The sequence below is a fragment of the Paenibacillus sp. 276b genome, assembly GCF_900107875.1.
In the GTDB taxonomy this organism is placed as follows: domain Bacteria; phylum Bacillota; class Bacilli; order Paenibacillales; family Paenibacillaceae; genus Paenibacillus; species Paenibacillus marchantiae.
Genome location: NZ_FNRR01000003.1, coordinates 432,216 through 445,754 on the forward strand (window position 1 = coordinate 432,216; position 13,539 = coordinate 445,754).

At 47.5% G+C, this 13,539-nt stretch carries 8 protein-coding genes; 3 read left to right on the forward strand and 5 right to left on the reverse strand.

Annotated features, from left to right (window positions below):
• Position 1 precedes the first annotated feature (1 nt).
• Positions 2–1,036: an NADH:flavin oxidoreductase/NADH oxidase gene (locus BLV50_RS17925; RefSeq protein WP_063567774.1), complete on the reverse strand. Its 1,035-nt coding sequence runs from the start codon at positions 1,034–1,036 to the stop codon at positions 2–4.
• Between the two features lie 318 nt (positions 1,037–1,354).
• Between BLV50_RS17925 and pepT the strand changes: the two genes are divergently transcribed.
• Complete coding sequence (gene pepT, locus BLV50_RS17930; RefSeq protein WP_079695424.1) at positions 1,355–2,593, forward strand: peptidase T; 1,239 nt, start codon at positions 1,355–1,357, stop codon at positions 2,591–2,593.
• A 152-nt stretch (positions 2,594–2,745) separates the two neighbouring features.
• Here the strand turns inward: pepT and BLV50_RS17935 are convergent, their stop codons facing one another.
• Positions 2,746–3,438, reverse strand: a complete 693-nt coding sequence (locus BLV50_RS17935; RefSeq protein WP_063567772.1) for a Crp/Fnr family transcriptional regulator — start codon at positions 3,436–3,438, stop codon at positions 2,746–2,748.
• A gap of 667 nt (positions 3,439–4,105) precedes the next feature.
• On the opposite strand from BLV50_RS17935, the gene BLV50_RS33825 reads away from it, so the two are divergent.
• Positions 4,106–4,564, forward strand: a complete 459-nt coding sequence (locus BLV50_RS33825; protein WP_371121638.1) for a methyl-accepting chemotaxis protein — start codon at positions 4,106–4,108, stop codon at positions 4,562–4,564.
• A 207-nt stretch (positions 4,565–4,771) separates the two neighbouring features.
• On the opposite strand, the gene BLV50_RS17945 is transcribed toward BLV50_RS33825, so the two are convergent.
• Positions 4,772–6,190 carry an alanine/glycine:cation symporter family protein gene (locus BLV50_RS17945; protein WP_063567770.1) on the reverse strand — a complete coding sequence of 473 codons (1,419 nt, stop codon included), beginning with the start codon at positions 6,188–6,190 and terminating at the stop codon, positions 4,772–4,774.
• Between the two features lie 447 nt (positions 6,191–6,637).
• Here BLV50_RS17945 and BLV50_RS17950 point away from each other — a divergent pair, with 447 nt between their 5' ends.
• Positions 6,638–7,567, forward strand: a complete 930-nt coding sequence (locus BLV50_RS17950; RefSeq protein ID WP_064641662.1) for a response regulator — start codon at positions 6,638–6,640, stop codon at positions 7,565–7,567.
• Between the two features lie 118 nt (positions 7,568–7,685).
• Here BLV50_RS17950 and BLV50_RS17955 read toward each other — a convergent pair whose 3' ends face one another.
• Positions 7,686–7,862, reverse strand: coding sequence for an aspartyl-phosphate phosphatase Spo0E family protein (locus BLV50_RS17955; RefSeq protein WP_053782597.1), 177 nt, complete (start codon positions 7,860–7,862; stop codon positions 7,686–7,688).
• A 346-nt stretch (positions 7,863–8,208) separates the two neighbouring features.
• The gene (locus BLV50_RS33700) at positions 8,209–13,404 is read right to left on the reverse strand and encodes a rhamnogalacturonan lyase family protein (RefSeq protein ID WP_090809191.1); all 5,196 of its coding nucleotides are present in this window, start codon (positions 13,402–13,404) and stop codon (positions 8,209–8,211) included.
• Positions 13,405–13,539 lie beyond the last annotated feature (135 nt).

The following is a 13,539-nucleotide window of genomic DNA, read 5'->3' on the forward strand; positions in this document are numbered from 1 at the left end:
ATCAGTATCCGCGGGAATATGGCTGTGCAACAGGCGCTTTATCTTTGCTAACACCCAGTTCCAGAGCTGCATGAGTCGCCCAGTAAGGATCGCGCAGCATACCTCTGCCAACCGCGACCAGATCTGCATCACCGTTGCCGATAACTGCTTGAGCCAGTGCTGAATCCTCAAGCATACCTACCGCAATGACAGGAACGTTCAGTTCTTCACGGAAACGACGAGCAAAAGGCACTTGGTAACCAGGGTAGTTACCCGGTTTACGTTGTCCGGAAGCCCCTTCACCACCGGAGCTAATGTGGAATATATCCACGCCTGCTGCCTGATAGGCACGGGAAATTTCAATGGTATGATCAATATCATATCCGCCATCAGCGTACTCCACTGCCGAAATCCGCATAATCAGAGGCATATCTTCAGGCATTTCTTTTTTCACTGCATGAATAATCTCGACACCAAAACGGGAAAGATCCTGTCCATACGCATCCTCGCGATGGTTCATCAGCGGAGAATGGAACTGGTGGATGAGGTAACCATGTGCACCATGCAGCTCAATAGCATCGACCCCAGCAGCTACTGCGCGGCGTACACCGTCCGCAAACTTCTGTACCATGGCTTGTGTTTCCTCTGTAGTTAAAGCATGTGGCGTATTGAAGCTCTCTCCAGGGAAGGTAACCACCGATGGAGCTACAGGTCGAGCCGCATCCTCTGCTTTACGTCCAGCATGCGCGATCTGAATCGCCACCTTGGAGCCATAAGCGTGAATGCCATCCACCAGCTTGGTAAAGGCAGGAATGTGTTCATCTGACCAGATGCCCAAATCATTGTCGGTAATACGTCCGTCCGGATCAACATCCGTCATCTCAATCACGATCAATCCTGTACCCCCAACCGCACGGCTTACATAGTGTACCTGATGCCAATCGTTCGGAATACCATCTTTGGCAGTAACGGAATATTGGCACATCGGTGCCATGACGACACGGTTATTTAGTTGAAGTCCCTTGAATTGATACGGGGAAAATAATTTCTCTGTCATTTCAATTACATCTCCTATTCAATATGATGATATATGTTGAGGCAATTCCTTGTTTTCCAGATCGGAAAACAGCTGCCCATGCTTGCCGCAGTTGTCGTCCTGCTTCAAATCCTCAATCACTATTATGAACCTAACCTATAGAAATACAAGTACGTACTTTTTTGTGAGATAGTACCCTTTTTTATACCTAGTCGACCCTTTCCTCTGATGCATTCACCACAACTCGAAATGAATCTAAAACATGATATGATAGCCATACAGACATACAGGTTATAATATACCCAACTATAATAAACCGAGCCGAAGGAGCGATTACTGGTGAAAGATATTTTAATTCAAAGACTGACAACCTATGCTCAAATGGATACGCAATCTGATGAAAATAGTGAAACCTGCCCTTCCACACCAGGCCAGCTGGTCTTGGGTAAATACCTGGTTGAAGAATGTAAATCCATTGGATTGCAGGAAGTGACCATGGATAATAACGGCTACGTAATGGCGACATTGCCATCCAACACCGACAAGGATGTTCCAGTGATCGGTTTCCTCGCACATCTGGATACAGCAACCGACTTCACAGGCAAAGATGTCAAACCACAGGTCATCGACAACTATGATGGACAGGATATTGTGCTGAATCAGGAATTGGATGTAGTGTTATCCACCACTGATTTCCCTGAACTGCGTGAATATAAAGGCCACACTCTGATTACAACAGATGGCACAACACTGCTTGGTGCGGACAATAAAGCCGGTATTACCGAGATCATGACGGCAATGGCCTACCTGATTGAACACCCGGAATTAAAACACGGAAAGATTCGTGTTGCTTTTACCCCGGATGAAGAGATTGGCCGTGGGCCGCATAAGTTCGATGTGCCTGCTTTTGGCGCCAAATATGCCTACACGGTGGACGGCGGACCTCTCGGTGAGCTGGAATACGAAAGTTTCAACGCGGCTGCTGCCAAAATCACAGTACGGGGCACCAACGTGCACCCGGGCACAGCCAAAAACAAGATGGTCAATTCCGCTAAAATTGCGATGGAGTTGAACCGCCGACTGCCTGCGGAGGAAGCTCCCGAATTCACAGAAGGTTATGAAGGATTCTATCATTTGTTATCTATCGAGGGAGACGTCGAACTGACCAAGATGAGCTACATCATCCGGGACTTCGACCGGGAGAAGTTTGAGAAACGTAAAGCGTATTTGTTGGATGTCGTGGGCGAATTGAAAAGCAAATATGGCGAGAAAAGCATTTCCATTGAATTGAATGATCAATACTATAACATGCGTGAGAAAATCGAACCTGTGCGCCAGATCGTCGATATTGCACATGAAGCGATGACTCGCCTGGATATCGAGCCTGTCATCCGCCCAATTCGGGGAGGTACAGACGGTTCCCAGCTCTCGTACATGGGTATGCCTACACCCAACATCTTCACGGGCGGAGAGAACTATCACGGCAAATTCGAATATGTATCGGTTGATAATATGGTGAAGGCCACACAGGTCATCGTGGAAATTGCTCAATTATTTGAACAGCGTGGAGATATTTAATCCAATTCAAACATAAAGCTACAGCACAGCAATTCAAATGGATCATCCACCGACAGGTGGATGCAAAACACCCTCTGGCATAGGACATGCAGAGGGTGTTTTTGTCGTACTAATGGTTTAAGAATGCTGTAAAATAGCAGAACTATCCTTATTTATTCGTACATATTACCTCCCGCAATTTCGCGCAACTGCTCCAGATTGCAGATGACAATGTTGCGCTGTTCTTTGCGGATGATTTCACGGTCGCGGAGGTCATGGATCACTCGGTTCAAATGTCTATAGCTCGTGCCCAGCATATCCGCCAGTTCTGTCAGCTTGGAAGTCTGGATTTCTTCTGTGATCTGCTCCCCCTGCTCCATCGTGGACAGCAAATAGCTTGCAAAACGGCTCTCGACAGGATAAAGCAGATTAAGACTCGACAGATTCGAGAAGGTATATAATTTGTGGGTCACATGACTGAGCATAAAATGGAGAAACTTCGGGTTTTCAGCATATGTATTCTTGAGATAGCGATAGCTTACGCCGAGCAGCAGGCTCTTATTGACGGATTCCACCGTGTTTTTGGCTTCCTTGCCATTGACCAGCTCCAGATCACCTACCAGCGCAGGAGGCATACTGAAACGAAGCAACAAAGACTTTCCATTCGGCAGTGTTGTATAAATCTTGAGCTTACCCTGGACGAGAAAATATAATCGTTCGGGACGTTCACCTTTGGCACATATAATCTCACCTTTGGAGGCTTCGAGCAACCTTAATTCAGCAAGCGCAGGTTCGTCGAGCACCTGATCCAGGCCATGCTCCCGCGCAAGCTGGCGCAGCAATCCAAAGTCCATAATTTCTCTCATCTCGGATAAACCCCCTGTGTGAATCTACATATACAATGGACACATGTCCCATAAACGATATAGGTTCGTACAAATATCTTGATATAAAAATAGTTACAACTAGATTTTATATCCAATACATTCATTCAAATGGGAAATATTCTAAAATTAAGCCTTCAAAATGACAATATTTTATGGAAAATGGAGTACATGATAGCGCACTCTTATCCGATGAAAGATAAAGCGATAAGCATAGTTACAACTGCTAATTTAGAATCCAAATAAAGAAAGGATGGTTCGACCTACTATGAACGTTGTAGATGCCCTTTTGAAAGTAATGCCTTATATCCGTCTGATTCTTAGAGAACCAGCCAGTCTAACGGTGTATGATCACGAGAAGGTATTGTATTCTGTCTCCACTGAAAAGTTCAATCTCGGATTCAACGAAGGCGATCCTCTTTTGGATGGATATAAGAACTTCACCGCTCTCAAGAACGGAAACGAAGCCTCTCTGACCCACCTGCCGGCAGAATACTACGGTATTGAGCTGGATGTCCTTAATATACCGATCTTTGATGACAATCATCAGGTCGTTGCTATTTTCTGCGTATCGTATGATCAATCGAACCAGAATCAGCTTGAAGCTATTATACAAGAAAACCAAACGATTAATGGAAACCTGGTTGAAATGGTCCAGCACGTTGCCGCTCATGCGGAGGAATTGCAGGCCACCAGCGAACAGATTCTGGAGAATACACGCCTGGCGGTAAAGAATTCGTCTCAGATCAACAAGGTTGCCGGGTTCATTCGTGAAATCTCGGAACAGACCAACTTGCTTGGGCTTAATGCCGCTATCGAAGCTGCGCGTGTAGGTGAAGCCGGAGCAGGCTTTGGTGTGGTCGCAACGGAAGTGCGCAAACTTTCTGTCGATGCCAAACAGGCTACCAGCGATATTGATATCAGCTTAAAAGATGTACAACAGGTTATTAAACAGATGGAAGTCGAAGTATCCCAGATTGCAGCTTCTTCTCAAGAGCAAGCCACGCTCGTATCCTCCTTTACGGATGTCATCGAGAAGCTGAATGAAGCCGGAGAACGCATGAAAGCTCTGTCTGAACAACTCATCAGTTACTCTGTGAACGATTAAGGGCAGGTACATCTCCCGATAGGATGGTTACCCATTCCACCAGATATACTGAACATTAACTACTTTATATGTAATAAACAGGACTTGGAATCCCCGTCCCCGTGACGGAAATTCTAAGTCCTGTTTCATTTGTCTTTTTATCGTAGTGTATGTGGATCTCTTGTTGTATTTGTATCCGTTATTTCTTCGTTATTTAGCAACTTCACTTCATTTTGTTCCTACTACCTCGGCCTCCGACTCCCAGCATTCCACTTCGCCCGGAATGTGAATACGGTCCCGAGTAAAGATCGGGTCACGTCCTTCGGCCTTTTGTTTCTTGTAATCTTTCAGCGCATCGAATGTCACCTTGGACAGCATCAGGATGGCAATCAGATTCACCACAACCATCAGCCCCATGAATAGGTCGGCCAAATCCCATACCAGCTGGACCTTGGCAACGGCACCGAACAGCACCATCGCGATAACACACACACGGTATACCCACAGCCAACCTTTATTGGATTTGATAAACTCAATATTGGTCTCCCCGTAGTAATAATTCCCGATGAGCGTACTAAAGGCAAACAGGAACACCATGACTGCCAAAAATCCGGACGCCCATGAACCCATATGCACACTTAATGCCGCTTGAGTTAATTCAATTCCACCCAGATTGGAACCTTTGTATACACCTGATAGCAAAATAATCATGGCCGTGCTTGTACAAATGACCAAGGTATCCGTCAACACGCCAAACGCCTGAATAAGCCCTTGTTTAACCGGATGTGTTGTATCCGCCGTAGCCGCAGCATTCGGCGCACTACCCATACCCGCCTCATTGGAGAACAAACCACGTTTGACACCATTCATCAGCGCGGCTCCAAGTGTACCACCAGCGACCTGTTCAATGCCGAAGGCATTTTTCACAATCAGCGCAATCATGGCCGGAAGCTGTGTGATGTTCGACAGAACAACAAATGCAGCCACGCCAATATACAGCACAGCAAGAACAACGACGATGTATTCGGACGCCTTGGCAATCCGTTTAACACCACCCATGATGATTGCCGCAAACACAACGGCCATAATAATACCTACCGTCAACCGATCGATGCCGAATGAATTTTTGAATGCCACTGTAATCGTGTTGGACTGCACAGCATTAAAGACCAAACCGAACGACAACGTGATGAGAATTGCGAATAATATCCCCATCCATCGTTTCCCGAGGCCACGCTCCATATAATAAGCAGGACCCCCGCGGAATCCGCCCTTATCTTTGATTTTATAAATTTGAGCAAGCGTACTCTCCACAAAACTCGAAGCCGAACCAAAAATCGCGATAACCCACATCCAGAATACAGCCCCTGGTCCCCCCAGTGCGATTGCCAGTGCAATACCGGTAATATTCCCGGTTCCCACGCGCGCTGCCATACTGATACAGAATGCCTGAAACGGCGAAATTTTGCCGGGCTCCTTGCTCTTTGGCTCCTTGAGCACTTTCACCATATCTCCAATCATGCGGAATTGCATGAACCGGGTCTTGGTCGTAAAATACAAACCACATACGACCAACAAGATGATTAACAGCTTGGACCATAGAAAATCATTGAAAACTGCAATAATATCTTGTATTGTTTGCTCCATTGGCAATGCCCCTTTTCGTTGATGGTTCGTTAAAAAGCGTTCCCCAGTTGTATGACTGAGCGAGAAATTCTCATACTACTTCATAAAGGCATGCAGTTCTATCGCCTCAGACGGACCGTTTTCTGCTGAAGTACGATAGGTTAAGAGATCGTTTGTACCATTCTGCATATCTCGGAATCCACATTTTCGGATGTTACCTATACTACAGGGGCATCTACGGAAACCGACAAATACCTACACAGAAACATTTAAATTTTTTATAAATAAGCAACGTTTATCCATTCACTGTCACTTTATCTGACATATTTGTTAGCATGCACGGGTCTTCACATCGGGATATACAACCAAGTATGATAATAGGGGACATTAATAGCAGGGAAAGATCATTTATAGATGCAGAGAACGGAATATATAGGAGTTAACTTAATCAGAAAGGAGGACACGGAAATGCGTTATTTTATTGTGGATGATGATCCTGGGGTTCGATCCATGCTGATGGATATTATTGAAGATGAGGGGCTCGGCGAGATTGCGGGGGAAGCTGAAGATGGGGCTCATATTCATGCTGAACTGCTGGAGCTGCATAAGGTGGATGTACTGCTGATTGATCTGCTCATGCCGCAGCGAGACGGGATTCAGACGATACGTGCACTTGAAGGAAGGTTCGATGGCAAGATCGTGATGATCTCCCAGATTGAGTCGAAAAATATGATCGGGGAAGCCTATTCGCTTGGCATCGAATATTATATTACGAAGCCGATTAATCGGCTGGAGATCCTGTCTGTTCTGCGTCTGGTGGACGAACGTCTGCGTATGCAGCAATCCATCGCAGATATTCAGCGTACGCTGCAAGGACTGTCCAGACTGCAATCTTCCGAACGTGCTTCAACACCAGCCCCCGACAAAACGATTACCACAGCAGGACATTTCCTACTATCCGAGATGGGCATGATCGGAGAAGCGGGCAGCAGAGATTTGCTGGACATGCTGGAATACCTGGAGCAGATTGAAACGGAGGAGCATAAGCTCTCTCCATACACGTTCCCATCACTTAAGGATATCTTCCAGAATGTAGCCATACGCAAACTGGGTTCCGATGCCTCACCAGCGGAAGTAACGAAGGAGATTAAAGCATCTGAGCAGCGCGTTCGCCGTGCAATTTTCCAAACATTAAGCCATGTCGTATCGCTCGGACTCACGGATTACACACATCCGAAGTTTGAGAATTACGCGTCGAAGTTCTTTGACTTTACGGAGATTCGCAAGAAAATGCTGGAACTACAAAACAATGTGGAGCCCTCCTTGTCTCAGACCCGCATTAATACCAAAAAGTTCGTTCAGGTACTTTATCTGGAAGCCAAGCGGCTGTTGCATTGAGGAGTAACAAAAAAAACATGCGCTCATGATTGAACTGGAATGATACAGCATTCGTTCTTCCTGCTGTCTATTCCAGCTATTATCATGTGCGCATGCAAAAAAAGCTCATCTATATCCATCAAGCCCTCGGCTTGCTTAAGTGCATTCGATTATACTCATTGATCAATTCATCCAGTACCATGGACTGCTGAAGCACATCGGGATGTCCAAATCTACCCTCGTTATGCTCTACCAACATATGAAGGTTATGTCTGGCTTTCTCTATTTGATTTTTCAATTCCAAACTCATAACCATCGCGTCTAATCCCTCCCTATTTCTGTGTTACATTTTAGGTTTTCCTGTCAATCTATAGTTGGATTAACATATGGCATAGTTCACATGGATGTTTTGTATCCTTCTCCAATTTTTGAAAGTCTCTATAGCTATCCCTAGAAGACGATCCGAAAATGGCTCTGCAACGCCTAATTGAAGGTTGGATTACAATTTCACGAGCAAATTTTCCCCACTAACTTCATAATCAAACAGTTGTGTCATTATTGTGTATGTTAAAAAAACCAAAAAAAACACCTCTCTATCTAAGGCTTACCCAAGGGGTTACCCTATATCGATAGAGAGGTGCTTTATCGTTAGATCACTTTAATCAATGTGTGACCTTCACTGTGATGACTTCGCTAGAAACCGATCCACTTTCGTTAATCCATTCCACAACGTACTCATACTCGCCAGGTGCACGATCTTTGATCACTGCTGTTGCTGTCTGTGCATTCGGAGATGCTGCAGTCAACGGTTGGCTGTCGACCTCTTGACCGTTCTCAGACAAACGATAGGAGGTGGCATTTGTGCCCCACCACATATTCATCGTAATCGTGTAGTTTCCATCCCCATCCCAGTTGTCATGAGAGAGCACCGGCTTCCCTGGTGCTGCATCACGAACGATTACGGTATGCGGAGCGCATTCGGTCGTCCCTTTTGAATTGATTAGTTCGCAAGTATATACATACGTACCGTTTACCCGACCCGAAATATCCGTGGATGCCTTTTGGGCAGAAGGGCTTGAAGCCGTGAGCTTCTGCGTATCGATCAGTTCACCGTTCTCATACAATTTATACTGTGTACCGTTATTCCCCCACCACATATTCATGGTGATGGTGTATGTTCCATCCGCCAAACCGTCGCCATGTTGGTTATCGTCGGACAAGGAAGGTACACCCGGTGCACCTGTGGCTTGGTCTGCGGCGATGACTGTCACTTCCACGGAAAGCTCGGTGATGAGTCCCGCGCCGTTAACTGCTTTGGCTGTAAAGGTGTGTTTTCCCACCAGACCCGTCAGTGCAATCTCATCACCCTGTTCTACGGCCTCACCGTCCCAAGTCAACTCCAGAAGAGTAATCCCGGACTCCGGATCTTCTGCCTTCACATCAACTTGGAGTACATCCTCTTCACTCATCTGTTCCGCAGGCATGCCTGTAATGACCGGAGGTGTCGTATCTTCTACTTCTTGCGGACCACCTACATAACGAATATTCGGTGCCGCTGGCTGCTCCATGCCTACTCCAAGATGGAAGCCGGTATGTGGCGGCTGGTTATAGGCTACATTTTGCCAAGCTACCCCAAGGCGGTAGACCGGATCATGCATCAACGTGCGAATACGCACATCCGTCTCATCTGTCGTCGTATAAATGCGTAATTCCGAGCTGTCCTGACTGCGCCACATCACTTCTTCACGCCAGTCTCCAAACAGATCTGCCTGCAAACTCGGGTTCGCTTTGGTGCTATTGTTCGAAGCTGCACCTGTTGCCGTCAGCAGATTAACTGTCGTTTGGTTCTCATAATCCCATTTGTCGATACGAATATCATCCTGAAGCTCACGCAGCAGGTCACCGTCCCACCAGATGCCGAAGTTGGTGGACGATGGAATCTTCGTCGTGATCAGTTTCCCCTGAGCACTGTATAGCCCGGTGATTGGAATATGCTCAGCATTGGTAATGGTTGCAGCCCATACCTCAGCTCCCGGATAGTTCGGATCAATATCGGCAGCCATGCCACGTCCGGTATCGATGCCTGTGAACACACCCCAGAGGATTTCACCTGTAGCCGCATCGCGCATTTCCATACCATACTTAGAATCTTTATGTTCGTGTACGTCGAATACTTCCAGTCCTGGACGTGTCGGGTCCAGATCACTCAGATGCATGGCATCGCCATGACCGAGTTTCGTATTGTAGAGCGGTTTGCCATTATCGTCGATGGCCATCGCACCAAATGTAATCTCATCCTTGCCGTCGCCATCCACATCTGCAACCGAGAGATTGTGATTCCCTTGGCCTGCATACTCGCCGTAGCCATCGTCGCTTGAGTCAAAACGCCATACTTTGCTTATCTTTCCATCACGGAAATTGTAGGATGCCAGCACAGTACGCGTATAATATCCACGGCTGAACATGGCACTTGGATGTTCGCCATCCAGATACGCTACCGCTGCCAGGAAACGGTCCACCCGGTTTCCATAGCCATCGCCCCAGGAAGCAACATCTCCACGCGGCGGATCATATTCCACCGTATCCAGTGCTGCTCCGGTTTCACCATCGAACACCGTCAGGAATTCATCACCAAGCAGAACGTAACCGGAACTGTTCCGGTGGTCTGCATTGGCGTCTCCAATGACTTTTCCTTGTCCATCGACGGTACCATCTGCGGTACGCATCATCAGTTCGGCTCTGCCATCACCATCGAAGTCATAAACCAGGAATGGAGAGTAGTGCGCACCCGCACGAATATTCGGCCCCATATTGATGCGCCACAATCTTGTTCCATCCAGCTTATAGGCATCCATATAGACAATACCGGTATATCCGGATTGGGAGTTATCCTTGCCGTTGTTTGGCGACCACATCAGAACAATCTCATATTCGCCATCACCATCGACATCGCCCACGCTGGCATCACCCGCATAATACGAATACGGCTGCCCGTCTTTCGTATAGGCATCAGCAGGCTTTTGCAGAGGTACAGACAGGTATTGCTCCTGCCAAACGCCGAATTCCTTCGTTGCCGCTTTTTCAATGCCTTTTTCTACCGTCATGACCCGGTATTTGGATGCATCCGTACCTTCGGCATCCGTAAAGTTGGTGCTTCCCGTTATCGGTTCATCGTTAAGCTTCACACCATCCCGATACAGATTGAAAGCAATGGTCTCGGCATCCAAGCCTAGCATGCGCCAGCCGATATAGTTGCCGTTTTCTGTTTTTACAGCCACCGGAGCACGGTCCAGATACTCCATTTCACGATTCAGCGTCGTTGCTACTGGTGTTTCGAGTGCAGCCGAAAGTTCGGAGACCCCTCCCGCATTCACAGACGCCACTTTATAGAAATAAGGAATGGTGCTGAGAATGGTGGAGTCTGTGTATGCCGTCTCCTTGGTGCGAGCGATTAGATCATACGGTCCATCCTGCTTCACAGCACGATAGATTTGGTATGCACGCGCTCCTGTTGATTCCGTCCAAGTGATGGAGACGTCATTTTTGTTGATGCTTTGTAACGACAGACCTGAAGGAACCTCTGCCTTGTCTACAGATGAATCAATCGTCGATACAGGCAATGCATTGGATGCTACCGATTCCGTACCTGTACGATCCGCAGCCGTTACCGTATATACATAATTCATGCCCAGGTCAATCTTATTATCGGTATAGGTTGTTGCATCCGTGGTTCCCAGCAGCTCGGCCTTGGCCGCTCCAGTTGACTGACGGTATACCTTATACTGTACGTCATCGGCAATAGCATCCCACGACAATGCAGCGGTGATCGGATCACTCTCCAGATCCAGGCCATTCAGTTTCAGATTGGAAGGGGCCACCAATACAGGTGTAATCTCAAGTCCGTTGAGATGCGCCGTAGCCCCACTGAAGACCAGATTCATCTGCCCGTCCTGCACGGTAATCTGGTTGATCACTTTTTCGGCAATATTCTGGGCACCTGAAGATACGGTTCCATAATCTTTGCCTTCGATGTTAATGTTGGTTTTTGCTGACCCAATCCAGTCCCCAGTGTACGTCTTGACCGAATAGGTACCATTCGGCAGATCCACTTTGAATTCATATGATCCGTTAAAATAGATCACGAAGTCACGACGCAGGTTATCCGTCGCACTGCCACGATCCCGATCCGCCATATTGGCGGAAGACGTTAATCCATAACCGCGTTCTGGTGTATACAACGTATTCCGATTGACTTCCGTATACCCTTCAGCAACCGGAGAACCTACCGGGCCAAAGTCATATCGATACGTTGCCGATTTGGTGGTGAAGCTGACTTCATCCGAAGGATCGGATTCGCCGCGGCCATTCACAGCCGTTACTCGAACCGTGTACGACTTACCTTCAACCAAACCGCTTAGCGTTAAAGTAGGTACGGTTGCCGTTCCTGCCAGTTTGTAAGCAGTTTCCGGCTCTGTTGAGAGCTTACGGTATACTTTGTAGATGTCTGCGGTGTCATCCGCCGTCCATTTCAATACCGCTCCCGCGTTGCTGATGCTGCCTGCCTTCAGCCCAGCAGGTTTGGCTGGCGATTCAGCCGGAACTTCAGCATCCTGAACCGCTTCCGATAATGGCAGATCCAGTTCACGAACCGCACCTGCAACCAGACGGGCAATCTGAATCGCTCCATATTCCTGGAAGTGCGTATTGTCCGTTGCCCCGTTCGGGAATGCCTGATAGATGCCTGGTGATACATGGAGGAAAACAGACAATGTCGCTTCCGGTCCAATGGAATCATAGTACGCAATGCTGAGTGCGCTCAGATCAATCAGCTTCACATTTTTCTCCGAAGCCACCTCTTTCATCGCCTGCACATATTCAGGGAAGGATACATTGAACTTGCCTGTGTCTGCGTTAAAGTCCCTGCGACCCATTGGGGTGACCAGAATTGGGGTAGCTCCCCGCTGCTGCACGCCGTCTATGTAGGTTTTCAGATAGTTTTTGTAATCGGCGGGTGAAGCATAACGGTCAGGAACACTGATCGTTGCATCGTTGTGTCCGAACTGCACGAACAGATAATCTCCCGGACGAATGAGGCGCAGAACCTCATCTAATCGGCCTTCGAAAATAAAGGATTTGGAGCTGCGTCCACCGATGGAATGGTTCTTAATCTCCACGGCATCACTGAAAAAGGACGGGAACATTTGTCCCCAACCCGCTTGGGGCTCCCAATATGGATTATACGTCTGCATCGTGGAGTCACCCGCAAGGTACACAGCAGGTTTGTTCCCTGCCTCGCGTTCCTGTTGTTTGGTGATCACGAGCGCATTGATATTAGCGGCCGTTCCGGAGAATTCAAAGTTCATCTGCCCATCCACCAGGGCAATATCGAAGCTCATCTCCAGATATTCACCCGCTGGCTTGGTATTCTGCTGAACCTTGTTCATGCTCTCCACTTTGATCGCAATATCTGTGTTGCCTGCACTGTCGCCAGCGACAAGGGAGACGGTATAATCACCGTTTGGCAAATCCACCTTAAATCCGCTCCCATCGGCGATTTTGGCAAAATCGGATTTTATCGGATCACTTGTACCCCGATCCTGTACCGTTACCTTGGATACATCGGTGAATCCATAGCCACGTTCCGCCGAATAAGCAGATGTTGCGTCCACACCTGTATATCCATTCGCAACAGCTCCTGAACCAAAATCGAATTTATAAGTGCCTCCACCGGCAGCTTCATCAGCCGATACGGCTGCACTTGCTGTTGGTGTGCCAAACATTGTTCCCCACCCCAGACTGGAAATTGTAAATACCCATAGGAGCAAAACCAAACCAACCTGCCGCGTCTTCGCGATCATGAACACCCATCCTTTCGTTTCCTCATCATAGAATGATTAAAGCCAGAACGATGGTACAACCCATAAGTAAGCGCTTGCATTTTGTCGTTTAAAAAAAGAACTACTTTTTGATTAACGGATCACCTCTTTAATTTT

Coding starts and splice junctions, on each gene's coding strand:
- BLV50_RS17925 (WP_063567774.1), bottom strand. CDS start 1,036: ATGACAGAGAAATTATTTTCCCCGTATCAATTCAAGGGACTTCAACTA.
- BLV50_RS17935 (WP_063567772.1), bottom strand. CDS start 3,438: ATGAGAGAAATTATGGACTTTGGATTGCTGCGCCAGCTTGCGCGGGAG.
- BLV50_RS33825 (WP_371121638.1), top strand. CDS start 4,106: ATGGTCCAGCACGTTGCCGCTCATGCGGAGGAATTGCAGGCCACCAGC.
- BLV50_RS17945 (WP_063567770.1), bottom strand. CDS start 6,190: ATGGAGCAAACAATACAAGATATTATTGCAGTTTTCAATGATTTTCTA.
- BLV50_RS17950 (WP_064641662.1), top strand. CDS start 6,638: ATGCGTTATTTTATTGTGGATGATGATCCTGGGGTTCGATCCATGCTG.
- BLV50_RS17955 (WP_053782597.1), bottom strand. CDS start 7,862: ATGGTTATGAGTTTGGAATTGAAAAATCAAATAGAGAAAGCCAGACAT.
- BLV50_RS33700 (WP_090809191.1), bottom strand. CDS start 13,404: ATGATCGCGAAGACGCGGCAGGTTGGTTTGGTTTTGCTCCTATGGGTA.